General features: G+C 63.1%; 17 protein-coding genes and 1 tRNA gene. 11 read left to right on the forward strand and 7 right to left on the reverse strand.

Features of this window, described 5'->3' with window-relative positions; translation table 11 throughout:
* Window positions 1–419: 419 nt before the first annotated feature.
* From FBF36_RS06345 to FBF36_RS06365, 5 genes are all read right to left on the reverse strand, one after another.
* Entirely contained in the window at window positions 420–2,921 is a 2,502-nt protein-coding gene (locus FBF36_RS06345) for a DEAD/DEAH box helicase family protein (RefSeq protein ID WP_009395521.1), read from the reverse strand.
* Window positions 2,922–3,161: 240 nt separating this feature from the next.
* Window positions 3,162–4,097: a UDP-glucose/GDP-mannose dehydrogenase family protein gene (locus FBF36_RS06350; RefSeq protein WP_009395520.1), complete on the reverse strand. Its 936-nt coding sequence runs from the start codon at window positions 4,095–4,097 to the stop codon at window positions 3,162–3,164.
* On the reverse strand, window positions 4,094–4,570 hold the full coding sequence (locus tag FBF36_RS06355; protein WP_157184113.1) for an NUDIX hydrolase: 477 nt from the start codon (window positions 4,568–4,570) through the stop codon (window positions 4,094–4,096). The genes FBF36_RS06350 and FBF36_RS06355 overlap by 4 nt, the downstream gene beginning before the upstream one ends.
* Before the next feature lie 56 nt (window positions 4,571–4,626).
* Window positions 4,627–5,274, reverse strand: a complete 648-nt coding sequence (locus FBF36_RS06360; RefSeq protein WP_138137300.1) for a hypothetical protein — start codon at window positions 5,272–5,274, stop codon at window positions 4,627–4,629.
* A gap of 425 nt (window positions 5,275–5,699) precedes the next feature.
* The gene (locus FBF36_RS06365) at window positions 5,700–6,695 is read right to left on the reverse strand and encodes a hypothetical protein (RefSeq protein WP_138137302.1); all 996 of its coding nucleotides are present in this window, start codon (window positions 6,693–6,695) and stop codon (window positions 5,700–5,702) included.
* A 598-nt stretch (window positions 6,696–7,293) separates the two neighbouring features.
* Between FBF36_RS06365 and FBF36_RS06370 the strand changes: the two genes are divergently transcribed.
* The 7 genes from FBF36_RS06370 to FBF36_RS13805 all read left to right on the forward strand — a co-directional run bounded on the left by FBF36_RS06370 (window position 7,294) and on the right by FBF36_RS13805 (window position 17,057).
* Window positions 7,294–7,593 (forward strand): hypothetical protein, encoded by a 300-nt coding sequence (locus FBF36_RS06370; RefSeq protein WP_009233120.1) that lies wholly within the window; start codon window positions 7,294–7,296, stop codon window positions 7,591–7,593.
* Window positions 7,594–9,191: 1,598 nt separating this feature from the next.
* The gene (locus FBF36_RS06380; RefSeq protein ID WP_087943987.1) at window positions 9,192–9,860 is read left to right on the forward strand and encodes an MT-A70 family methyltransferase; all 669 of its coding nucleotides are present in this window, start codon (window positions 9,192–9,194) and stop codon (window positions 9,858–9,860) included.
* 51 nt (window positions 9,861–9,911) lie between these two features.
* Window positions 9,912–10,106 (forward strand): hypothetical protein, encoded by a 195-nt coding sequence (locus FBF36_RS06385; RefSeq protein ID WP_225792487.1) that lies wholly within the window; start codon window positions 9,912–9,914, stop codon window positions 10,104–10,106.
* Window positions 10,107–10,829: 723 nt separating this feature from the next.
* On the forward strand, window positions 10,830–13,100 hold the full coding sequence (locus FBF36_RS13665) for a type IV secretory system conjugative DNA transfer family protein (protein ID WP_263970031.1): 2,271 nt from the start codon (window positions 10,830–10,832) through the stop codon (window positions 13,098–13,100).
* 244 nt (window positions 13,101–13,344) lie between these two features.
* Window positions 13,345–14,199, forward strand: a complete 855-nt coding sequence (locus tag FBF36_RS06395) for a replication-relaxation family protein (protein WP_034490861.1) — start codon at window positions 13,345–13,347, stop codon at window positions 14,197–14,199.
* A gap of 259 nt (window positions 14,200–14,458) precedes the next feature.
* On the forward strand, window positions 14,459–14,995 hold the full coding sequence (locus tag FBF36_RS06400) for a hypothetical protein (RefSeq protein WP_009393294.1): 537 nt from the start codon (window positions 14,459–14,461) through the stop codon (window positions 14,993–14,995).
* A gap of 28 nt (window positions 14,996–15,023) precedes the next feature.
* Window positions 15,024–17,057, forward strand: a complete 2,034-nt coding sequence (locus FBF36_RS13805) for a recombinase family protein (RefSeq protein WP_412784066.1) — start codon at window positions 15,024–15,026, stop codon at window positions 17,055–17,057.
* Here FBF36_RS13805 and FBF36_RS06410 read toward each other — a convergent pair.
* A tRNA-Leu gene (locus FBF36_RS06410) sits at window positions 17,014–17,090 on the reverse strand. The two genes, FBF36_RS13805 and FBF36_RS06410, sit on opposite strands and share 44 nt — an antisense overlap.
* A gap of 54 nt (window positions 17,091–17,144) precedes the next feature.
* Between FBF36_RS06410 and FBF36_RS06415 the strand changes: the two genes are divergently transcribed.
* On the forward strand, window positions 17,145–17,753 hold the full coding sequence (locus FBF36_RS06415) for an ANTAR domain-containing response regulator (RefSeq protein ID WP_009393296.1): 609 nt from the start codon (window positions 17,145–17,147) through the stop codon (window positions 17,751–17,753).
* A gap of 22 nt (window positions 17,754–17,775) precedes the next feature.
* Here the strand turns inward: FBF36_RS06415 and FBF36_RS06420 are convergent, their stop codons facing one another.
* Window positions 17,776–18,414 carry a PaaI family thioesterase gene (locus FBF36_RS06420; RefSeq protein ID WP_192574999.1) on the reverse strand — a complete coding sequence of 213 codons (639 nt, stop codon included), beginning with the start codon at window positions 18,412–18,414 and terminating at the stop codon, window positions 17,776–17,778.
* A 17-nt stretch (window positions 18,415–18,431) separates the two neighbouring features.
* On the opposite strand from FBF36_RS06420, the gene polA reads away from it, so the two are divergent.
* From polA to FBF36_RS06435, 3 genes are all read left to right on the forward strand, one after another.
* Window positions 18,432–21,266: a DNA polymerase I gene (polA, locus tag FBF36_RS06425; protein ID WP_034490870.1), complete on the forward strand. Its 2,835-nt coding sequence runs from the start codon at window positions 18,432–18,434 to the stop codon at window positions 21,264–21,266.
* Between the two features lie 311 nt (window positions 21,267–21,577).
* Window positions 21,578–23,032 carry a 30S ribosomal protein S1 gene (rpsA, locus tag FBF36_RS06430; RefSeq protein WP_009393299.1) on the forward strand — a complete coding sequence of 485 codons (1,455 nt, stop codon included), beginning with the start codon at window positions 21,578–21,580 and terminating at the stop codon, window positions 23,030–23,032.
* Window positions 23,033–23,232: 200 nt separating this feature from the next.
* Window positions 23,233–24,978 (forward strand): hypothetical protein, encoded by a 1,746-nt coding sequence (locus FBF36_RS06435; RefSeq protein WP_009393300.1) that lies wholly within the window; start codon window positions 23,233–23,235, stop codon window positions 24,976–24,978.
* The last annotated feature ends 37 nt before the right edge of the window (window positions 24,979–25,015 follow it).

Below are 25,015 nucleotides of genomic sequence, written 5' to 3' on the forward strand. Positions count from 1 at the left end.
TACGCGTCCCAGCATGAGCAAAGACGGTATTTATCGGGTGGTGGAATGTGTCGTCCTTCGACAGTTTACTCGGGGCAAGCCCCGCCCCGCCGGTAGACCCAGGGCCTCCAGGTCGGTGCGACAGGGCAGTCGTGACGGAAGACGACATTGGCGCGGGTTCCTGGGAACGAGGGATTGACTAAGCACCACTCATCGTGCCAACGGGACCCGTGCCCCCGTCTCAACGACACACCAAACCCCGTCAAACCGGCTCAGCCGCCCCCACCCACCGACTTTGCCGACTCTGATCACTCAGATGAGAAAATCTCAATAGATCGCCCGTATCAAATAGATTTGATCGACTTGAATATAGATACCGCTATAGAAGCGTCCTCAGCCGCTAACTCGCTGATCAGGTTCGACCGCTCGATGTCGCTGAGTTAGTGCCGCCCTGACCTCGAGAAACGCTTCATAAAGTAGGTTGCGCTCAATCCATTATTACTAAGGAGATTGGTGACTCGATCGGGATCGCGAAAAGCGTCGTTCGTTGCCAGCCCTGTAGCGAAAGCTCGTACGGAATCCCGTAGCCGTGTAAGTCGTTCCGTCGTGATAATGCGGCAGCCTATCGGTATTGCGGCATGTGAGTCGAACTTTTCCTCTGGGTGAATCAGCACTGGCGTTGCTTCGCTGCTAGGGTACTGCAGCCGAAACCAGTCCATGGCGTTTGACAGTTGTTCGGCATCTTTCTTATACACAGGGTGGCCGGAGGCGGCCCCGCTCTTCGCTTCGATGACGTAAAACGATCCGTCGCAAAGTGCCCAGAGATTGTCTGGCCCACGTCCGAGTGTATCTTCTGGCCGCTGCCCTGTGTGGCCGATATGCAAGGCGAGATCATGCATGGCCTGTTCGAACCGTGCAGTGCGCGGTCCCCAATCGAGATCCTGCAATACAGCCTCAAACCCAAGTAAGAGGTCATTACCGGAAACGTATCTCTTTTGCAACCAGGAGGAAGCCTGCTCGCCTTGAGGGCGGCTTGCCGCCTTGAGATTCTCGTATTGTACTCCCTCCAAAGGGCGAAGGAGTCGCCTGTTCGCAAGGTTCGCTATCTTCTGGATCTGTTGAGCCTCGGAACGGTCGAAGAAATTAGTGTAGGCCGCGAGCTGCTGTCTATAGATAGCCTGTGTAACGATTTCATCCCCAAGACCATTCACGGCTCTTTGCTGTGCTCTGACTGCGGCCGCATAGTCTCTACGCTGAGCGGCGTCGAATGCTTCTCGCTCAGCACTGGCGGTGTCGGTAATCCCAGAACTGTCGTACCGGACCGGGGCCAGCGCAGCCTTACTATAGGCCACCCAATCTTTATCACGTTCGAGGCATTGCTCCATGATTTCGTGGAGGTCATCTAGCGAGTCGGCCTCGATCTCATTGGCAATCTCCAATGCGAGGTCCAATTGTGCCCTTGTTGCGGGTGAGAAGTGGTCGCGTGCCTCCGGTGCATTGAGCCGCTCAGCCAGCCGCGCTCCCAGGAGAAGGACCACAGCATAATCCTCGTTCGAACGGGTAGCTCGCCCCATACCCTGCTCCAAGCGTTGAACCTGTCGACCAAGGAGCCTTGTTGACCCGACCAACCGAGCCTGTTCCAGCCGCTCCCGTCCGTCGAGCGCTTCTGGCAGGCCATCCAACACCAATACGTGGCAGGCGTTGTCGGGCAAGTCAATCCCGTCGTAGCGGTTGATGAGCACTATCAGACCCAATTTTGGGTTGTTGCGTAACTGCTCGATGCCCTGATCGATGTTCTCACGGTCCAGCACGTCGGCTGCGTAGTCCTGCCACCAGTCGGCTCGGCTGCGGCTCGGCACGATAACCACGACGTTCTGCTTCTTGGCTAAGTCGAGGACGAGATCACGTACCTCTTCGTTCGTCGCGCTGGGTACAAGTTGCTGTGGCACGAGGATCATTCTATCCCCAATATCGCCCGCGCTCGAGGGAGAAATCGGCCGTGAGACTGACTCCGGTGCCGCACCGAAGTGCCGAATCAGCACCGAGTCGTCAGCAAGGGTGGCGGTGAGGTAGACGCGCCGCCGTGCCTGTGAAAAGCCGAGGAGCATCTCTGTAGGGTGACAAGGGGGATAGATCTCGAAAGCATCGCTGGTGACCACGGCAGTGCAGAGGGGGAGGCTATCTACGACAAGCGGCCAGCCCCACTTCAGTACCTCGCTTTCCGAGATCGGATGGAGGATAGACAAGACCCGATCCTGCTTGTCCTGCCATGCCCAAAATGGGACCTCCTGAATCGCTGACCGACGTCGCGCTTTTAGGTCTAGTAGACCATTAGGAGACTGCACCCTCAGATCATCAGCAAACAGGTCCAGCAAATCGCTGTACGCCTCCGAGCCGTACTCGATGCGGAGCCGGAATACATGATCCGCTTGAGCGATGCAGGCATGAGCATCATCAATGATCACTCCGCCGAGACTGTGGGAGGGAGGCTTTGACACATTACCACCGACACCGAATACGGACAGGCCATTGAAGAGTTTCGCGAACGTCCCGACGAGCACGGCGCGTCCCTGTTGGTACTCGGGTGCCTTGGAATCCTTCGTGGTCGCGATCCCGATCCGGCCCGCCTCATCTACGACCTGCTCAAGCAAAAAACCATCAGGCACGAGATATGCGACGGGTCGGATACCCTCATTGAGCCAGCTGCGCGCGATGAGGAGCCCGACCAGCGTCTTGCCGCCACCTGTGTTCATCTTGATTACAAGGTCTTGCTCGTCGCGACGGTCATACCAGGCGGCCAGAACTTGATCCTGAGGACCTCGCAGATAGTCTAGACCAGCAACCTTCTCAGGTAAGGCGTTGAACAGGTCTCGAGGATCGGTAATCGTGTTGACTGAAGCCGAGGCCCCCTGGCTTAGTCGCCTGAAGTTGATCTTGGCCATTGTGCTATCTATCCTTCCCAGGTGCTTTCATTGTCGCCCATACCTCCAACCAGTTATGAGGGGTACGCCACCACTCCTGTCGTCAGGACTCAATGTTGTTTTAAAACCATTTCTGAAGTTTGATTTACAGGTAGAATTTAGGGCGTTGTATCGAAAATAGCGTGCGCACCACCTAACATTAACCCTTTTCATCGAATAGTTGGGGACGCTGCTACAGTTTCATTAAATTCACGACGACATTTAATGGCCATTCTCTAGATACGCCGCAATTTGTTTTACTCCCTCTTCAAGTACAGACAACCTACAATCTTTCATGGTATAGAGCATTTTTGCGGGAATGTTACCCTCACCAAATATTTCGGCGGCCGCACTGTTGGTGTTACTAGTTCCCGACAGCACTCCTACTGGACATCCTAATCGAGTCATTTCTTGTATTAACGCTTGTATATCCTTGGGTAAACACCACATCCCATAAGCGCGACCAGGAACTCGCGAAACTGTCCTAAATTTTGGTCTATCCTGAACGTTCTCTAATAATCGAATAAAATCATCGGCCATAATTCCTAGGCGTTTTGAATAGATAAGAATCTCGTTCCAGAACGAAATTAAGATTGAATCTAAAGCGTTCTCAACATACTTTAATAGTTCAACACTGGAGCGGTTGTTGGTTATAAACTTTGAAGTATCGGAGTTTGAATATATGTCAAGTAAATGCTGTGCAGCTTCACCTTCGCCTCCTATTGCAATTCTTTCAGGGTGCCTATTATCCTCGTCGATAGAGGCTTTTCTTAAGAAGGAGGGGTTTACGGCATATGGGAAATCGGGAATGATTCGCGCCAACCGATCCGCAGTTCCAACAGGACAAGTTGACCTTTGAACAACTATCGGATACTTATTCCAATCACGATTAGATATATCGTTGATTACTTTTTCGAAGATAGACAGATCGCACGACCCATCAATAGAAGGCTCAGTTGGTACGCAAATATGAATAGCGTCCACGTCATGAGGCAAGTCTACTATTTGAGACATCCCACAGTTTTCACCAAGGTCGGACTGTATTCGTTGACATACCGAATTATCGCTATCGACGCCAATAGCCCGGTGTCCCTGCGCTTTGAGCCATGTAAGATGAGAAAAACCCACTTTTCCACAGCCAACAACAACAATTTTCATGACAAGCTCGCGATCATAATACTGCAAATAGTGAATCCGTCGGTGATGCGTTGAGATTGTATCCAGTCACTTATTTTTGAATAGTGTACAAATTGACGATCGACAATTTCATCCACATCCTTTAGATTCCCATCCAATTGAGATTCTGTCGCTTCGGCAGCGAATACATATACTATTTGTGAAGTTAACCCAGGAACAGGATAGAACATTCCCAAATAATTTAGTTCTACACCATCTACCCCTGTTTCTTCTCGTAGTTCTCTGGCCGCCGCATTAACAGGAAGTTCACCCTCTTCAATACCTCCCATAGGCAACTCCCATGAAATCCCGTCTGTTGGGAATCTGTACTGTTTTAAAAAAAGTACTCGTTGCTTATCATCTCTCACTATCACCGATACCGAGTCTTGTCTATGTACTACTCCGTATATTCCTGGTTGCCCGTTTCTAGTAATTTTTAATTCTGAAACGCTCATCCATGGATTCGAATATACAGTTTCACTTGACACTATTTTAAAATCGTTTCGTTGATTCATTGCCAGTACACCTTTCTCCTCCGTAATTGTAACATCACGAAGATGAATACTCCAATAAATAGAGCAGCAATAACCGATATGCCGACATGGTGGGATAGCGTTTCTAACAAAAGTAGCCCGGTAGATATTGCCGCATAAGAGGAAGTTAAAGTTGCCTGAATTTGTAGGGAAAAATAGTCTGCTCCATGAAGTTGACTAGCGAACGGTTCAACGTTGGTATAGAACTGACTATATTGCTCTCTGGACATCGTGCTTGATATGATGTCCTCCTGGATAAAATTAAGTATGTTGTAGTGTTTCATGTAATTTCGTCGCTGTCGAAGATATAATTCGTAGTACAACTGTCCGAGAACTGAGTTAATACCCAGAGGAATAGCTGCTGCTACAATACGGAAAGATGGGGAAACTATTGAGGTGTTCGCTAGAGTCGCAGACATGGCAGCGGTAGCAGCGTTAGTACTCAAGCAGTATCCAAACCAGCGATCACGAACTTCTTGTTGTAGCTTTATCTGGTCAAAAATGAAGTTGGCGATGTACGTTTTCGAAACAAGTTCATTTTCGGTAAGGTCTAATCTCGCCACATCCGGTTGTGAAGCAGAGCTAGTTTGATCAGTTAAGCAATTTAGAATGCTTTTTATGTTCATCTAGACACCTTAAACGATCGGCGATGTCGTAATCAGAAGCGGTTGTTAAATCGAGTATGTCGAGTTAAAGAGAGTGTTCGTTCGCTTGCCAAAACGATCGCGTTGTTAACCGTCATTGGTTTCACCTCGAATTGAGCCACAGAGATACTGGGGGAGATGGGCGCATCGCGGAAGTCGCCGGTGATGTGTTCGTGATGTAGCCTGCCAACTGGCTGGCAACTTCACAAGATTGTTTCTGGCGGTTCTCGGCAAGTGCCAATGCTGGAGGTGATTGTCCTGTCAAGAATTTTGCTGCGTTGTCATTGTGGACTATGCGGTTTCTGGCCGCTCGGTTGTCTATCGTCGCCAAGCGATGTTTGAGGATGCCTCCAACAGGGGAGTGCTCTACTGATGTGCGGCCGTCTCACTTGGTGAGATGGCCGGCGTCACCACTCCCACCCGAACCCGCCGAACAGTCCACCATGGACGTCTCGCTGGGTGAGGGTGGCGCGCTGCTGGGCGTCCAGGTGGGTGCGGTTGTACTGGTTGGCGGCTTGGGGGCGGGCGAAGGGGCTAGCCCCGGTGAACTGCCAGATGCTGGCTGGCACCTCCCCGACGAAGCGCACCTGGATGGTGGCCAGCAGTGAGCGGGCGTGGAAGGCCCGGCTGGCCAAGGAGATCGGCGTGGTGGGCACCTCGCCCGGCAGGGGCTCGGCCCGGAAGGCGAGGTCGTAACGCGTCGCGTCGTGCATCGGCGTGCGCCTACCGGTGGCGGGATCGATGTGCCAGAAGTGGTCATTCCACCCAGCCCCTTCGACAGCGCGGCTGTTGACGCTGAACTCCCCGCCCGGCTGCGCGGTGACGTGGGCGGGGTAGGAACGGGAGATGGTGACGAAGTCCAGCTCGCCGGCCATGTTGGCCAGCCGGTAGTGCTCCACCGTGCCGCGCCACTGACGGTGCTCCACCACGATGAGCGTGGTGGTCTCCTCATAGACGATCCCACCGTGCATCTCCGGCACATCCAGCACCAGCGGTGCCTGGGCGTAGCGCCCGGCCACCAGGCGGCTGTGCAGCAAGCGCAGGCCAGCCTCCTCCCGGGACGCGATCGTCTCCATGCTGCACCCCAAGCGGCTCGCCATTGCCCGCCGCCGCTCCAGCAGGCTGCCACTCCCGGCCGTCTCAGGGCTGAGGGCGAAGGCTGCCAGCAGCACACCCACCAGCGGCTCATCCCGCTCACGCCCGCTCTCACTCAGGCTGTGGACGGCCGAGATAAAGCGATGGCGTAGCCGCTCAAAAGAGTCCTCCAAGCTGCCCCGGAGCACCTCATCGACGATCGGGGCGTGCACCAGCCGCGCCGCCGTAAACCCCCCGCGCTTGCGTAGCCACGCCAGCTCACGCAGCAATGAAGCAGCATCATCGGCATCGAGACGAGCGCGGGACATGAGCAAGCCTCCTGGGGGAGTAGGAGCAGGGCGTGGTGCGGGGATAGGCGGAGATGACGTCGCTGGGGCAGGGCAGTGACGAGGTGACCGAGGTGCCAGTACCGGTGCTGGCTGAGACGCCTGCTGTGACGGGCCTGTCGTGAGCGGCAACTCGGGTGTCGGCCGGACGGGACGAGCCGCAAGCCAGCCTAGACCGAGCGGTCAGGACAAACCAGGAGATATAGCGGGGGAGCCGAAGAACAGAGGCGAGGAGTCTGTGCCTGGCTTGGCCGACTGGCTCCTTGCAGCCGTTGTCATGCTGCCGACCGCAGTGGGGGCTGGGCAGTGCTGCTGGTGTGTGCCAGTGGTGGACGCCTGAGCGAGCCCTCTTTTCCAACTTTCTTCCAACTTTGACGTCACTGCGGAGCGGCCTATCTACCGTTCTCACTAACGCCACGAGCCCAGGAGATCGGCAGAAAACGCTGGTCTGGCGCGGCTAGCGGCGGGTGGTACGGCCCGCTCTACCCAGAGTGGCAGCACGGGCCGTCAACGCGAGATGACCAGCCCGGCTGGTCGTCTGTCTCTTCTTCCTTCCTCTCCTCTCGAAAGGACTCTCCTCATGGCTTCTACCAATCTCAGTCTCTTCTCGCCCCAGCGCACCCGGATGGGGGTGGTGCTGGGCAATGGTCAGGCCCGGGTGACCCGGCGGGAGATCGAGCAGGTCGCCGCCCAGGCAGAAGTAGCGGCCCAGGCCGAGCAGGCCCGGGCCTTCCTGACCTCCCAGGTCCTGACCAATATCGCCACGCTGGTCACCCAGGCCGAGGCCCAGACCCGCATCGCCCCCGGTGGTGCCCAGTTCTACGAAGCGATCATCACGGGATACGCCCTGGGTGCTGGGCAGCGGATCGGGCAGTTGTAGGCAGCCGGGCGCTGTGGTGCGTCGCTGACCCAGAGCGCGAGCCCACGCGCGACTGGTGGCGTGGCAGCACTCCTGAACTGCCGGAGGGCAGCAGCACTGGCTGCTCGGCTAGCTGGGACTGCCGCCTCTCGGTGGGTCTCAGGATGGCCGGGCTAGTACCGCAACGTCGCCAACAATGCCGCCAACCCGGTGGTGAGCGCGCTGCCTCGCGCCTTCGTTCCTTCTCCTCACGTTCCTTCTCTTCGCTTCCTTCTTTTCTTCTCTCTTTCTTCATCTTCGGAGGTTTCATCATGACGGTAATAGTTGGGATTCTGGCCCTCATCGGTCTGGTGGTGGTAGGCGCAGTCAGCTGGGCATTCGCCCAGGGGTTGCGCGATGGCTTGGCTCAGTGGCGAGAGATGCCGCCCAGCGGAGCGAGCCAGCCGGTGCCCGTCGGTGAGCCGCCGCTGTCGCTGTCTGCCGCACTGCCGAGCAGCTACCAGGCCGGTCAGCTGGCCGGTGAGGTCGCAGCCAGCTGGCGCTCCGCACACCAGGCGGCTAGAGCAGCTGGAGCAGGCGTCCCGGCCAGCTCATCCTGGGCAGCCGCCCTGGCCCTGGGCAGCGAGCTGAGCCAGCAACGCCAAGAAGCAGGCCGGGCCATGCAAGCAGCCATGGCCCAGGTGCTACAGGACAACGAGCAAGCAGTGCGGGAGGCAGCGGCCTCTACCTCTACCGACAGAACTTGCGGCACCGACGGTGGTAGCGACCGTGATGGTGTGTCTCCTGAGACGGTGCCGGATGCATCGGACAGCAACCGCACGGCAGAGGGTATGGCCCGTCCCACCTGGCCGGCTCACTCGCCCTCGCGTCGTCCGCCGCGGCCGTGCCCCAGGCGGTGCACACAGCAGCGACCGGCTCGGTCGGACGAGCGGCAGCCGTGAGCGTCGGGATTGAGCGGGCTCTGGCGGCCTGTACTACCACCTGCCGGACTGAACGCGCGGTAAGGCAAGACCTTCGCAGGTCGCCCTGGCTGGTCGCGCTGGCGGGGTCTGGAACGTGCGGAAACCGTCGCGTCTGGCTCCATTCCTTACCCACATGCTGCGTCATTCTCGCCTGCTTGTTGCAAAAACTACAGCACCGACTTTCGTGGCCACTAAGTGGCGTGTGTGTCCATTTTGTTTCCTGGGGTGGCACCACAGAAACGGCTCACAAGCAGCACGTGTCGCGTCGCTTGGCAATCTGAATCCGGAGGCCTTGCAACACGCGAGTGTTCGTGGAATGTATGGGATAAGGGCACCTGGCTGCCGATGCGTGAAATAGCGGGCAGCGGGTTTGCCCGAAGCAATAGCACGTATGAACAAAAAAGGAGGGACATCATGCAGCAGACGAAACAGACAAGACGAGCGTGCGCTGGGGGAGCGGCGGCTCGGCACGGTGCGGTGGCCAAGCAGGCGGGCGCAGCAACGAAGCCGGACACTGGCATGGCAAGACCTAGCGGCGCAGTGAACTGTGGGCCTGGCTCAGCTGGTCGGAGAGACTCTGGGGGCGCTGCCACCAGCGCTGCGGTGCTCAGCCAAGACAGCGCAGGCAAAGCGGCCGGTAGCGTAAGGAAAGCCGGCGTGCCGACTGGGGGCGTTGGTGAGATCCCTGGCTTGCCGCCTGGTGGTTTTGCCACCATCTTGGTCGATCCGCCTTGGCCACTGCAGGGCGGTGAGAAGCACTACCGGACGATGAGCCTGGCGCGGATCACGGCGCTGCCGGTGGGGTCGCTGGCGGCGCGTGATGCCCACCTGTGGCTGTGGACGACCAATGCCTTGCTGCCGAGGGCGTATGAGGTGGCTGAGGCCTGGGGCTTTACGGTGCGCAGTCCACTGACCTGGGTGAAGTTCCGCCTTGGCCTGGGTGGTCGCTACCAGCTTCGTAATGCTACCGAGCAGCTGCTGTTCTGCACTCGGGGGAGAGCACCCTTGGGTTCGCGCTCCCAGCCGACCTGGTTCAACGCACCCGTCACCGAGCACTCACGCAAGCCGGCTGAGCAGTTCGCCATTATCGAGCGGGTCAGCCCTGGGCCGTACCTGGAGCTGTTTGCCCGCCGCCGGCCGGAGTCGAACCAGCCCTGGGCGGTGTGGGGCGACCAAGTAGCGAGCGACATCCGCATCCCCGGCTTTGCCGTGCCGTGGTACAGCGAACGCGTTGAGAAGGCGGAAGCAATGCCGCAGAGGACGCAGACAGACGACGCTGCCGGTGGTGGCACTGGTGGCGGTAACGGCAAGGAGGTAACGCTATGAGTCGGCCGTGGCAAGACAAGTACCCAATTTGCAGTCTGCGAGGAGATGGTGATGATGAGCGATTCGAGGCGTTCTTTGCCCGGCAGCCTGCTGCGATGCGGCGTCGGCCTGCTCCTGATCGCGATGGGGCTGAGGTGGATCGTCGTCATCGTGCAAAGCAGCTGGCCCTGGCTCGTCGGGCTGCTCGCCGTGAGCGCCGCCGCCTGGCTGGCAGTGCGCTGGTGGCGCAGCCGACGGGAGTGGTGAGGGAGCCGTTCAGAAGCGAGCGGCAGACGGATAGGCGTCGTCAGGTGGGTCAGGCTGAGCAGGGCTTGAGTTGGCCCGTCGACGACAAAACACAGCGAGCACGTTCCCCTCGGCGTCGCAGTTCTCACCCCACTGGCGGTGACCAGGGCGGACACCTTCCTACCAGGAGGCACTCATGATGGCCCCGCACCCTACTGGCCGCCCTGGTTCGTCACGAAGAGTGCGGCTGGTGCCGGTGCGGCACAGCGGCATGGATCACCGGGCGGTGGCGCGGATCGTGCTGGCACTGGCGCGGCAGATGGCGGCGGATGAGGCTGTGGAGTCGGCAGCGGATGATGCGGCTTCCTCAGGTGCTGAGAGCTGCTCGAGGAGCGAGCCTGGTACCAGCGATGTGTCGGCTGCCGCTCGTGAAGATGTTGCGGCTCCGTGGGCTGGCGCTCATAGCGGGCAGAGTGCCCATGGTGGCACCTCGGTGTGGCGCTGTGCTGCGAATGATCCCGCGTCGGCATCGCCTAGGAGCGGCTCGGCAGGACGGTGTGCTCACCAGCGTCATGAGGGCGCTCACTACTTGGCTCATGGCACCTCTGCCGCTGGTTCCCATGTTTTGCCGGATCGCGCTGGTGCGGCTGAGTCCGACGAGGCAGCTGCCTCGTCCACGCCGGGAGGCACCCCGTGATGGCCCGCCCCACTCAGCCCCTGGTGTGGCATCAGCTGCGCTTTGCCTTGCCGCTTGCCCAGGACACGGCGGTGGGTCTGGTGGAGCGGCTGCTGGCAGATAGCTCGCTTGGTCGGGTGGTGCTGGAGCTGCGCGCCTCAAGCGGTCAGGCGACGTGGGCGGTGGGCTCGCGGGAAGGTGAGCGGTTGGCGAGGGTGGTGCGTGAGCTGGTGCCGGGCTGCCGGGTGTCTCGTGGGTTCTCGCGGCGGGCGGTGGATCAGGCGGTGGTGGTGTCGGCCCGGCCAGTCGGGGTGGGACTGGCGGCGGAGCGCCTCAGCGCGGTGGTGCGAGCCATCCTGGCGGCCTTGGCATCTACGGCTGAGGACGAGGAGTTGGTGGTGCAGCTGCAGCTGGGGCGGCGCTTTAGTCCGGAGGCGTGTGGGCGGGTGGAGCCGCAGGGTTGGCTGGAGTTGCTCGGGCTCGTACCGGTTCCGTCTCTTAGTGGTGAGCGGGGTCGGCGGATGCGGGCACAGGTGGGGCGGCATCGGGCGGCGGCGAGTCTGCGTCTGGGGGTGCGGGCCGCATCGCCGCTGCGCCAGCGGACGCTGCTGCAGGGGCTGCTGGGGGCGCTGCGCCTGCTGGAAGGGCCGGGGGTGCGGCTGCGCGCCCGCACGGAGCACCCCGCCAAGCTGGATGCGGTGCGGCGGCCGTGGCGGGCGGGGCTGGAGCTTGGTGCCGTGGAGATTGTGGCGATGGCGGGCTGGCCGGTGGGTGAGCTGCCATTGCCGCTGCTGGGGAGTGGGCACCCGCGCCAGATTGCCCCACCGCCGGAGGTGGGGTCCGGGTCGTCCCAGCGCGTCGTTGGGGCGAGTGCGGTGCCCGGTAAGGAGGAGTTGGTACGCCTGCCAATTTCTGATGCTATCTACCACACGCATCTGCTGGGGCCGACTGGTGTGGGTAAGTCGACGGTGCTGCTCGCGTTGGCGCTGGCTGATGCGGCTGAGGGCCGGGGTCTGCTCCTGCTCGACCCCAAGGGGGACTTGGCGACGGACTTTCTGGCGCGCCTGCCCGAGGAGAGGGCGGACGACGTGGTGGTGCTGGATCCGACCAATCCCTGCCCGGTGGGGTTCAACCCACTGGCCGGGCCGCCGGAGCTGGCGGTAGTGACGGCCGAGGCGGTGCTGGGGGTGCTGGCTGAGCTGTTTCGCGACAGCTGGGGCATCCGGACTGCCGATGTGCTCTCTGCTGCGCTGTTGACGTTGGCGCGTATCCCGCAGGCGACGCTGGTGTGGCTGGTGCCGCTGCTGACCAATCCGGCCTTCCGACGCCGGGTGCTGGCACTGGCTCCACCTGATCCTTTGGGGACGGATGTCTTTTGGCAGGGGTATGAGGCCAAGCCGGTGCGGACCCAGGCGGTGGAGGTAGCGCCGGTGCTCAACAAGCTGCGCCAGCTGATGCTGCGCCCGGGTCTGCGGGCGATGCTGGGCCAGGCCCAGCCCCGCTTCGGGCTGACAGATCTGCTGGAGCGCCGACGCATCGTAGTGGTCAACCTCAACCAGGGCCTGCTCGGAGCCGGAGCGGCCCGCTTGCTGGGGACCCTGCTGGTGGCTCAGCTGTGGCAGCACCTGCTGGCGCGCCAGGCAGAGCCGCCTGAGCGGCGGCAGATCGTGAGCGTGTATATCGATGAGGTCCAGGCCTTCCTGGCAGGGCTGCCGGGCAGCCTGGCCGACGCCCTGGCCCAGGCCCGATCACTCGGGGCGGCCTTCCATTTGGCGCACCAGTACCGGGGCCAGCTATCTGCCGAGATGATCCAGGCGGTGGAGACCAACACGCGCAGTAAGGTGTACTTCGCCTTGTCGGCGACCGATGCGGCCGCGGCGGCTCGGTTGGCTCCGGAGCTGGAGGCGGCCGACTTCCAACTGCTGGCCCAGTACCAGGCCTACGCCACCGTCATGCACCACGGGCGCCCCTCGGGCTGGTTCTCCCTCGCCACTCGGCCCGCTCCACCACCGGTGCGCGACCCAGCCCTGCTCTACGCCGCCAGCCACGCCCGCTACGGCATCCCAGCCGAGCAGACCGAAGCTGAGCTCATCGCCCTGACCAGCGGCACCGCGCCCAGCGCCGTGGACGCGAATGAGCGACACAACCCGGCCACGACCACAGACGCCACTGCTGCCACCACTGATGACGTTACTAATGGTGGACCCGAGGACGAGACGGCTGGTGAGCCGACCCCTGACGCCACCCCGGATGAGGCTGGCTCGGACGGCACCAGCAACGGAACTGAGGCTGAGTCTGGGCGGTCCCGCCCCGCGATTGGCCGCAGGAGGCGACCATGAAGCAACTGGTACGCAACCACATGACCTGGCACCACTGCTGCAGGCGAAGCAGAAGCGGTGATGCTGGTGCGGCTGGCCTGCGAACCAACCAGCAGTGGTGTCGTCTCGGTGGACGTCTCGGTCGACGTACCGCTGCACTCACGGCTCACGGCGAGCGGCGGTATCTCGGCCTTTTGTGGTCGTGTGTGGCGGTGACTGACCCCACCTGGTGTGGTCACGTCTGGCCCGGCGGAGGCGGCCAGCGATGAACCGGTCACCCACCATTGCAGCGGCCCGGTTCTCATCGCTGGTGCCTGCGCCGATCCATCCGATGCAGGCGCGCTTGCTCGCCCTGGTGGCGGCCCATCGCTTTGCCACCACCACGCAGCTTGCTCGGCTGACCGCCCTGGAGTATGCGTCGTCGGCCTCGGCTCTGCGCCAGACCCAGCGCCACCTGGCCAACTTGGCTCAGCAGCGCCTCCTGACGAGCCTGGAGCGACGGGTCGGTGGCTGGCAGGGCGGCTCAGCCGTGACCGTCTGGGCCGCGACGACTCGGGGTCACCGGCTTGTGGCTGCAGAGAACGGGGAGGGTGAGGAGGTGCCGCGGCGGCAGCGGCCCCGTGAGGTGTCGACCACCTTCCTGGACCACCTCCTGGCGATAACGGAGGTGCGCACCAGTATCGAGGAGGCCGTCCGCCAGGAGGCGGACACAGAGGCAGCGGTGGCCTTGGAGCCGGAGTGCTGGCGCACTGCGCTCAGCCCCAGCGGCCAGGTGCAGGTGCTGCGCTCCGACCTGGCCGTGACCATCACCAGCCCGGCCTATGAGGATCGCTACCTCGTCGAGGTTGATCGGGCCACCGAGAACCCCGGCCGCGTCATCGCCACCTGCTGGCGCTACCAGGAACACCAAGCCCAGGCCAGCGACGGCGGGGTCTTCCCCCTGGTGGTCTGGCTGGTCCCCACCGACCGCAGACGCCACCGCCTCGAGCGAGCCATCGCCCACAGCACCGGCCTGCTGCGCGACCTCTTCCGCGTCATCCGCCTCGACCAGCTGCCCACCCTGATCCACGGCGGCCCCGCCGCCATCCCCACCCCACAGGCCAGCAACCAGCCACGCTGACACACCAAAAGAAGGCATATCTTGTGCGGCACCGGAAAACACCAGCATCCCAGTTAGTGGGGTGAAAGATGGAGGGGGTGAGGTGAATACTGCTTACAGCAGACAACCACCATATGGCGATCCGCGCGGAAACTCGCGGATTGCCGCCAGGGGTAAAGCAAAATCGGACTGGACTTTTCCGTCCATCTGAGCGTCAATAGAAAGAGGAGAAACATTAAACCAGTGAAATAGCAATATATATGACGAGAGGAGGAGACAGATGACAACACAAACCAGAACGAACGCACAGGAGAAGCACCTGGCTGTGCTCTCCACCGTACCCACCACCGCGCTGGACGACCAGACGGGTACCGGGGTGATCGCCATCTTCTACGGCGCGGCCCGCTACCCCTTCGAGCTGGCCCGGCAACGGGAGCTGGTAGAGGACTACGCCGACACGACTGGTCTCAACCTGGTCACCGAGTTCCACGACCGACAGCAGCGCCAGCATGGCCTGAGCATGCTGCTCGATGCCTGCCGGCGCGGTGGGGTGGCGTACGTCATCACGGCGGGCTGGCCCACCCCCAACCTCACCGGAGCCGAAGCAGACGCGGTCGTCGAGCAGCTCGCAGCCAGCGGCACCCACCTGGTCTGCCTCAACAGCTGGCGTCCCGGCGACGGTGAGCCGCCTGCCTGGTGGAACGACGAGGAAGGGGCGTGGATGCGCCAGCTCGATGCGCTGAGAAGCCAAGAGCGCAGGCAGCGCGAGCAGACCAGTGAACACACCAAATCCAGCAAGGAGGTGCACCATGCCTGACGCACTCGCCCCCGATCCCTTCACCGCCATGGCCGCCCAGCTCACCCCCAAGCGGGCCGTCTCATACATCCGCGTCTCCACCCGGGAGCAGGCCCAGCGCGGCGGGTCGGAGGAGGGGTTCTCCCTCCCAGCTCAACGTGAAGCCAACAAGCGTAAAGCCCAGTCGATGGGTGCGCTGGTGGTCAAGGAGTTCGCTGACCGGGGAGAGTCGGCTCGTAGTGCGAACCGCCCCGAGCTGCAGAAGATGCTGGCCTACCTCAAAGAAGACGGTGGGATCGACTATGTCATCGTCCACAAGTTAGATCGCCTGGCACGGAACCGAGCGGATGATGTGGAGATCAACCGGGCCTTCGAGGAGGCCGGTGTGCGGTTGGTGTCGACGTCGGAGAACATCGACCAGACGCCTGGCGGCATGCTGCTGCACGGCATCATGAGCAGCATCGCGGAGTTCTACAGCCGCAACCTGGCCAATGAGGTCATGAAGGGGATGGGAGAAAAGGCCAGGAATGGCGGGACGCTGGGCAAGGCACCACTCGGTTACCTCAACGTGCGTGCAAGGGACGAGAACGGGAGAGAAAACCGCACCATCGCCCTGGATGAGGAGCGGGCACCACTCATCCGGCTAGCGTTTACGGAGTATGCGACCGGTAACTGGACGGTGCGGCAACTGGCCGACCATCTCAACACCGTCGGCCTGAACATCCCGCCCACGCCGCGGCGCTGCGCCAAGCCCATCACGGCAACGCGCCTACAAGAGATCCTGCGCCACCCCTACTACAAAGGCATCGTCACCTTCCAGGGCGTGGAGTACCCCGGCAAGCACGAGCCGCTGGTAGATAGCCAGACCTGGCAGACCGTGCAGACCATCCTGGCCTCACGGCGCTATGGGGAGCGCCAGCGCATCCACAACCACTTCCTCAAGAGCACCGTTGTCTGCGGCCACTGCGGTGCCCGCCTGTCTGTCCAGAATGCCAAGAACAGCAAGGGCACCATCTACCCCTACTTCGTCTGCGCCCGCCGCTGCCGCCTGCACGACTGCGCCTTCACCGCCGTGCTCATCGACGTCGTCGAAGACCGGATGAGTGACGTCTACCAAACCATCCAGCTCAGTGCGGAGGACAGAACGCAGATTGAGCACTACCTCCACGACGAGCTGGCTCAGATAGAAGGGGACAAGGCCAAGGCAGTGCGCTCCCTCACTACCCGGCGCACCAACATCGAGGACAGACGCCGCCGTCTCCTCCACGCCCACTACGAAGGCGCGGTGCCGCTTGACCTCCTCAAGGAGGAACAGGCTGAGCTGTCCACCGAGCTGAACCAGATCGAGCGCCAGCTGGCCGCCTACCAGGCCGACGCCGCTGAAGTCCGCCAGCACCTCACCCAAGCCCTTGACCTCCTCGAAGACTGCCACCGCCTCTACAGCGCTGCACCCGCCCACCTGAAGAAGCTGCTCAACCAAGTCTTTTTCGAGCGCGTACTGGTCAACCCACGGGTCGATGAGGAGGGCCGAGTTATCCTGCCTAGCACAGGCGATGGAACGACCGACAGCGGCAAGCAGCTGGGTAAGGGTGCGGCAGACAAGCTCAGCACTCCACTCTCGGCCGCCCCCGGCCATGACAAGACAGCAGGCAGGCGCGATGCGGGCGCACACGATGAACGGCACAGCACCGGAGAAGGAACCGGCGATGTCAGCGGGGGAGGAGCTGCCGATGCTGACACGCCAGCCCTGACTTCTCGTCCCATCCACCTCGCCGATACGGGCTCCGGTGCTCGCCTTAGCGCCCTGCTCACCTCACCCTTCGACCAGCTGGCCAGCCCCGGCCTGCACGCCGCCGCCCATGCGCACTACCTGCAGCACCTGGCTCAGCCCGACAAGCCGACCACACCGCCCACCGCTGACGACACGCTCATGAGCTCTACAACACGAACAACGCCCACCCTGGTGGGTGAGCGTTGTTCATCATCTGAGACCACATCCCAGACGTTTTTGACTGGGGTGGGTTCGGGTAAGAGCTTGTTGGTACCTCCGGTGGGACTCGAACCCACAACACTCCGATTTTGAGTCGGATGCCTCTGCCAATTGGGCTACGGAGGCACGCCGCCCGCTCTGCGGGGGCGCTATCAGCGAGATCATACTAGGATTAAAGCCGTGAGCAATGAGTCCAGCACCACCAAGTCCCGCCGGGTGCTCGTCGCTGAGGACGAGACCCTCATCCGCCTTGACATCGTCGAGACTCTCACCGATGCCGGGTACGAGATCGTCGCTGAGGCCGCAGACGGGGAGGAGGCTGTCCGTCTGGCTGATGAGCACACCCCTGACCTGTGCGTTCTCGACGTCAAGATGCCGGTGACCGACGGCATCACCGCAGCCGAGAGGATTCTTGAGAAGCACAGCTGCGCCGTCGTCATGCTGACGGCCTTCTCCCAGACTGAGCTCGTTGAACGAGCCAGCGCCGCCGGCGCCATGGCCTACGTCGTCAAGCCCTTCACCCCGGCAGACCTCATTCCAGCACTTGAGATCGCCATGTCGCGACACGAGGAGATCCTTTCCCTCGAGAGTGAGATTTCTGACCTCACCGAGCGCTTCGAGACCCGTAAGCGCGTCGACCGGGCTAAGGGGCTGCTCATGGAGCGCATGGGGCTGAGCGAGCCGGAGGCCTTCCGGTGGCTGCAGAAGACCTCGATGAACCGGCGCCTGACCATGCGCGAGGTGGCCGATGCCGTCATCGAGCAGGTCGGTACCGCCAAGAAGGACTGATCACGTCCTGGTGCGTAGTGCGTCAGGTGAACAGGCTGCGCAGCGTTCCGACGGCGATCGTCCGCTCGTCGTCGTCCGTGACCGTGACCTGGTAGACCACGGTACGGCGGCCGCGGTGCAGGGGGGTGGCGGTGGCCTTCACCCAGCCCTGGGACACGGAGCGCAGATGGCTGACCGTCAACTCCGCCCCGACCGGGACGGCATCATCGGGCGCCGCTGCGCGCGCTGCCACGGAGGCGGCCGTCTCGATGATCGCGGCAGTGGCACCGCCGTGCAGGATCCCGATGACCTGTCGGGCTCCGTCGACAGGCATCCGGACCTCGGTCCGGTTCGCGTCGCGAGTCACCACCTCCATCCCGAGGGTGTCCATGAGCGTGCCCTCCTCATTGTCCTCCAGCACCGCGTGCAGCGCCGAGGAGGCGGAGACGGCAGAGCCCGCGGGACGCGGATCGGGGTACGGGCGCCGGGCGGGGTCCGGGAAGGCCACGGCAGCGGCGCTCGCTCCGGAGTAGGAGGCCGCAGTGACGCGGCCCACTGGCCCCAGCGGCCCGACGACCGCCGGTGAGCCGGGGGAGTCCGCGGAGACAGGAGAGGCTTGAGAGTCGCAGGACTCTCCTACGCTGACGGGGGAGAGGGGCGAGTCGGACTGTGGATGGCTCATGGGCCTAGGCTGGCACGGTGAGCACCACCGCGACCAGCCCTGCGACGAGCCCAACACCTCAGTCCCCCTCGGATCCGGTTCCCGAGCGGCTTCTTCTCATCGACGGACACTCGATGGCCTTCCGCGCCTTCTACGCGCTGCCCGTCGACAACTTCACGACGTCGACCGGGCAGTCCACCAACGCCGTTCACGGTTTCGTCTCCATGTTCCTCTCGCTGCTGGACAACGAGCAGCCGACGCACATGGCGGTCGCCTTCGACCTGCCGGGAGGCACCTTCCGTACTGAGGAGTACGCGGAGTACAAGGGAACCCGCGATGAGACGCCGCAGCCCTTCCTCGGGCAGGTCGAGCTCATCCAGGAGGTCCTGGAGGCCATGGGCGTCAAAACGCTCACCGCGCCGGGCTACGAGGCCGACGACATCCTGGCCACCCTGGCGGTCTCGGCCCAGGCCGAGGGCATGGAGGTTCTCATCTGCTCCGGGGACCGCGACTCCTTCCAGACGGTCACCGAGCAGTGCACCGTGCTCTACCCGGTCAAGGGCGTCTCAACGCTGCGTCGCATGACGCCTCACGAGGTGGAGGAGCGCTACGGGGTGACGCCCGAGCGCTATCCCCACCTCGCCGCCCTCGTGGGGGAGACCAGCGACAACCTCCCCGGAGTCCCAGGCGTGGGGCCCAAGACCGCCGCCAAGTGGCTCAACCTCTACGACGGGCTCGATGGCGTCATCGCTCATGCGGACCAGATCAAGGGCAAGGCCGGACAGTCCCTGCGCGACCACCTCGACGACGTCGTTCGCAACCGCCGCCTCAACCGTCTGCTCACCGACCTGGATCTCGGAGTCGTTCCCCGCACCGACCTGCGCCTCCCAGGCGCCGACCGCGCCGGCCTGGCACGCGTGTTCGAGACCCTGGAGTTCCGCACCCTGCACCAGCGGGCGCTGCGCATCCTGAGCTTCACCGACACCTCCGACCACGCCGAGCCGGGTGAGGGAGAGGGACCCGGTGCTCTGAGCGCGTTGAGTGATCTGGAGATCGTCTCGCTGGGGCACGATCTTGCCGCGGGGCACCTGGCTCACTGGTTGGAGGCCGGCCCGGCGGCTGATGGGGACCGTTCCCGTCCTCTCGGTGTCGATGTTGTCGGCGTCCTCAGGCCCGTCGAGGGCGATGCGGCGCTCGTCTCGCTGTCCGATGGCTCCCGGGCGGTCGCCATCGACCTCACCGAGATCCTGCCCGAGGACGAAGCGGTGCTGGCCCGGTTCCTGTCCGACACCGACCGTCCCAAGCTGGTCGCCGACGCCAAGGGGAGCTGGCACGCACTGAGCGCCCGGGGACTCACGCTCGACGGCGTCATCGCAGATCCCTCGCTGGCCGGCTACCTGTGCCGTCCTGAGCAGCGCAGCTACGACGTCGAGACCCTCACCCAGCGCTGGCTCGGCATCGATCTGGCCGCTGTCGATGAGAGCGGGGCCCAGGCCAACGACGGCCCCGGTGAGTCCCAGAGCGCCTTCGATCTCGAGGCCCTCACCTCCGACGCCGTTCCCGCGACCCACATGGCCAGTGCGCGTCGGGCCGCTGTCCTGCTCCCGCTCCAGGTCGTGCTCGATGAGCAGATGGCGGCTCGCGACGCCGTGGGGCTGTTCACCGACCTGGAGATGCCCGTGGCCGCGACCCTGACCGTCATGGAGGACGCAGGTATCGCCGTCGACGACGCCGTGCTCGCGGCCCGTGAGACCGAGCTCGACGCCCGCGTGACCCACGCCGCTGAGGGCGCCTACGCCGCCGCCGGGCGAGAGCTCAACCTCTCCAGCCCCAAGCAGCTCCAGGCCGTCCTGTTCGACGAGCTGAAGATGCCCAAGACCCGCAAGACCAAGACCGGCTACACCACCGACGCCGATGCCCTGGCCGGCCTGTACGCCAAGACATCCCACCCCTTCCTGGAGCACCTTCTTGAGCACCGCGATGCCATCAAGCTGCGGCAGACGGTTGAGGGACTGCGCAAGGCGATCCAGGCCGATGGTCGCATCCACACCACGTTCCAGCAGACCATCGCCGCCACGGGGCGCCTGTCGTCGACCGACCCCAACCTGCAGAACATCCCGGCCCGTCACGAGGAGGGGATGCGTATCCGCGAGGCCTTCACCGTCGGTGAGGGCTATGACTGCCTCATGACCGCCGACTACTCCCAGATCGAGATGCGCATCATGGCGCACCTGTCCGGCGACCAGGCCCTGATCGAGGCCTTCCGCAGCGGGGAGGACCTGCACCGCTATGTCGCCGCCCTGGTCCACGGCATCGAGGTCGGGGACGTGACCGCCCAGCAGCGCAGCCACGTCAAGGCCATGAGCTACGGGCTGGCCTACGGTCTATCGACCTTCGGACTGGCTCGTCAGCTCGGTATCGACAACGCTGAGGCGGCGGACCTGAGGAACGCCTACTTCGCCAGGTTCGGAAAGGTTCACGACTACCTGGAGTCCGTGGTGGAGCAGGCACGCCGCGACGGATACACCGAGACGATGTTCGGGCGCCGCCGCTACCTGCCCGACCTGACCAGCGACAACCGGCAGCGCCGTGAGATGGCTGAGCGGGCCGCTCTCAACGCCCCCATCCAGGGCAGTGCCGCCGACATCGTCAAGAAGGCCATGATCGACGTCGACGGCGCGCTGACCGAGCAGGGACTGAGCAGCCGCATCCTCCTGCAGATCCACGACGAGCTCCTCATCGAGGTCGCACCCGGAGAGGCCGCGGCGGTCGAGAGCCTCCTCAAGGAGCAGATGGGAGGGGCGGCCGAGCTCTCAGTTCCGCTGGACGTCGCTGTCGGACGAGGACAGACCTGGCGTGAGGCCGCCCACTAAAGGAACCCTCCAGGCTCCTCGATCATCACCCAAAAAAACCGTTGATATGTAAATGAGATCGATGCGTCATCCTCTCGACACCTAGTTGTCAGATGACGTGAGCGATTGCACGCATGTACGGGATAATGCTTGAGCATTGTCTAGTTACGGATTCGTCACGCACTGCTAAGGTTCACTCGTGCGCTCCTGGGCGTCTCCTATGAGAGTAATCCAACCAGGATGATGAATTGGTCCGGGCCGATTCACCTCACTGGGGAGCGTGCGGTCCCTATCAACCCGATCCAACTATCCGCATTCGGAGCATCCACTCAATGACAACCACTACGCCCAGCCCCGCCCCGGTCGCCGTCAACGACATCGGTTCGACCGAGGAGATCCTCGCCGCCGTTGACGAGACCATCAAGTACTTCGATGACGGCGACATCGTCGAGGGCACTGTCGTCAAGGTCGACCGTGATGAGGTCCTCCTCGACATCGGCTACAAGACCGAAGGCGTCATCCTCGCTCGCGAGCTGTCCATCAAGCACGACGTCGACCCTGATGAGATCGTCTCCGTCGGTGATGAGATTGAGGCCCTCGTCCTGCAGAAGGAGGACAAGGAGGGGCGCCTGCTCCTGAGCAAGAAGCGCGCGCAGTACGAGCGCGCCTGGGGCACCATCGAGCGCATCAAGGAGGAGGACGGCGTCGTTACCGGCTCCGTCATCGAGGTCGTCAAGGGCGGTCTCATCCTGGACATCGGTCTGCGTGGATTCCTCCCCGCCTCCCTGGTGGAGATGCGTCGTGTTCGCGACCTCCAGCCCTACGTGGGCCGCGAGCTCGAGGCGAAGATCATTGAGCTGGACAAGAACCGCAACAACGTGGTCCTCTCCCGTCGCGCCTGGCTCGAGCAGACCCAGTCCGAGGTCCGCACCAACTTCCTGCAGACCCTGCAGAAGGGGCAGGTTCGCTCCGGTGTCGTGTCCTCCATCGTCAACTTCGGTGCCTTCGTGGACCTGGGTGGCGTTGACGGTCTGGTCCACGTCTCCGAGCTGTCCTGGAAGCACATCGACCACCCCTCCGAGGTCGTCGAGGTCGGCAACGAGGTCACGGTCGAGGTCCTGGACGTCGACTTCGACCGCGAGCGCGTCTCCCTGTCGCTCAAGGCGACCCAGGAGGACCCGTGGCAGGCCTTCGCTCGGACCCACGCCATCGGCCAGGTCGTTCCCGGCAAGGTCACCAAGCTGGTTCCCTTCGGTGCCTTCGTTCGTGTCGAGGACGGCATTGAGGGCCTGGTCCACATCTCCGAGCTGGCGCAGCGTCACGTTGAGGTGCCCGAGCAGGTGGCCAAGGTCGGCGACGAGGTCTTCGTCAAGGTCATCGACATCGACCTGGAGCGTCGTCGCATCTCCCTGTCGCTGAAGCAGGCCAACGAGGGCGTCGACCCCACGTCGGAGGACTTCGACCCAAGCCTCTACGGAATGGCGGCCGAGTACGACGAGCAGGGCAACTACAAGTACCCCGAGGGCTTCGACCCGGAGACCAACGAGTGGCTCGAGGGCTACGACGCCCAGCGCGAGGCCTGGGAGGCCGAGTACGCGGCTGCCCACGCCCGCTGGGAGGCTCACAAGGCCCAGGTCGCCAAGGCTCTGGAGGAGGAGCAGGAGTCCGGTGCCCCGGCGGCCCCCGCGGGCGGCACCTCCTACTCCTCGGCTCCGTCGGAGGCCTCCGGCACTCTGGCCTCCGATGAGGCCCTGGCCGCTCTGCGCGAGAAGCTCACTGGTAACTGAGCATCCGCACTTTTCACTGATCAGGACTGATCTCTGACATCATCTGAGGGTCTCTGTCTGTTCCGCAGGCAGAGACCCTCAGATGTCGGTGTCTTCTCCCCATCGCCCGGGCGCTTTGCCCGTGGGAGGCTCTGGGGTGGAGCTGGTGCTCCCTCTTCCTTGGAAGTAGGAACCTGTACGTGACGACCGTTGGAGACGATATGAGCTATTGGGGCGACATTGCCCGTGCTCTGCATGATGTCGACCCCGTCTGCCCCAGTCGTGTCGCTGCAGCGGCCTTGTGGGAGGCGATTGCCACTGACGACGTCGAAAAAGCGGCTCCGGGGGATGCGCCCGACCAGGTGGTGCAGGCGGTCTGCGCCGTCGACCGGGCCTGGCTGGTTCAGCTGGGCCAGGACCCGGGCACCCGCAAGGAGAGCCTCGACCAGGCGATCGCCTTCTGCCAGAGGCTCCGGACAGCTCACAGCTGCTCGACGCTCCCACTGCGCTACGCCCAGGTGGAGCTCTCAGCCGTCCTCGGCCTCAGGAACGAGGCCCTCGAACGGCTTCGAGAGGCCAGACTCTTCTCCTTCGGCAAGACTGACACCGGCGCGGTCCTGGCCACCGCTCGCATGCATGACGACTACTCCGGTGTCATCAGCACTGCGACGGCAACGCCGAACCGTGCGGAGGCCGATCCCGTGGAGACCGCGCGGGGGCTGGGTGCGGTGCTGGTTCCCTACCTGGCCCACCAACGGCTCGTCGAGGCTGAGGACGCCTTCGCCTCCTTGAGCCGGCTCCGCCTTCCGGACGTCGTGTCACTCCAGTCCCTGGGGGACAGGTTCGAGTACCTGGGACTGTCCTCCCAGTGGCAACGGGCCATCGCGCTCCTGCGCCACAGCCCTATGACGGCTGTGTCCGAGGCCTCGGCCTGGAGCCTGATGAACACCGCTGTCGGATTGGCTCTCGTCATGAGGGAGGCCAACCGGGCCGACTACGGCAACCATGCCCTGGGCGCCTCACTGAGCTGGACAACGCCCTGGGGGAATCTGGAGCTCACGGCCTGGGATACCGTCGTGCACGCCTATGACGTCATGACTGGCTTCGTGCGCGGTATCGCCCAACGCTTCGACGCCCGCAACGGCAACAACGGCGTGTCGTACCGGGTGGAGATGAGGATGGCCGCTGAGGCCTCCGGACTCGCCAGCCGGTCCTACGGGACGGTGACGAGCGCTGTGCCGGCTGATCGCACCCGGCTGCGTAACCAGGGCGCCCTGCTCAAGGAGGTCCGTGAGCTGCTGACGCTGTCTCGTGGCTACGGCATGGAGTCGGTGCGCCAGCGCGCCATGTCGACCGCGGAGACGGTCAGCGCCTCGCTGTCCGAGGTGGTGGATGACTCGGCCTTGGAGCTGGTCGTTGACCTCCGCCTGGCCTTCGGCCGGCTCCTGGCGGCGCTGGGCGCCAACGAGCGGGCACAGAAGGAGCACCTCGACACGGCGGAGCTGAGTCTGAGCCAGGGATGGACGGAAACCGCCTGCGCCGCACTCGCCCTGGCCTCACACGCCGCTCAGGCCCGGGGAGACCGTGCCGCCAGTGGCCGGGCATGGCGCCAGTGCCGAGAGTCGATGGAATCCTGGCCGATGAACCGGCCGGGAGAGCGCTGCGGGATACTCGTCGACGCCGTCGGCGACCCTCTGGTCGCGGTGCAGGTTCTCTCCGCACTGGCGGAGGTCCTGGTTGAAGGGGTGGAGGAGGACCACTCCCGCGCGTCGATCGTCCGCGAGATCATCTCGCGGGCGTCGGATCAGGCCTCGCGGTGCGTGAGTTCCCCGCAGAACGCGGTGAAGTCCCTGGCCCGGGTCGAGGAGCGCATCGCGCCCTACGGGCGGGGCCGGGGAGGAAGAAGACGACCCGGATCGACCGCGACGATCATGAGTGATGGTCAGGCGGCCTCGGGGGGCAGCTGACAGGGCGAGGCCGCGTGCCCCGTATCAACGGTGTCTC

This window comes from Actinomyces sp. oral taxon 171 str. F0337, assembly GCF_005696555.1.
Classification (GTDB): Bacteria; Actinomycetota; Actinomycetes; order Actinomycetales; family Actinomycetaceae; genus Actinomyces; species Actinomyces oris_E.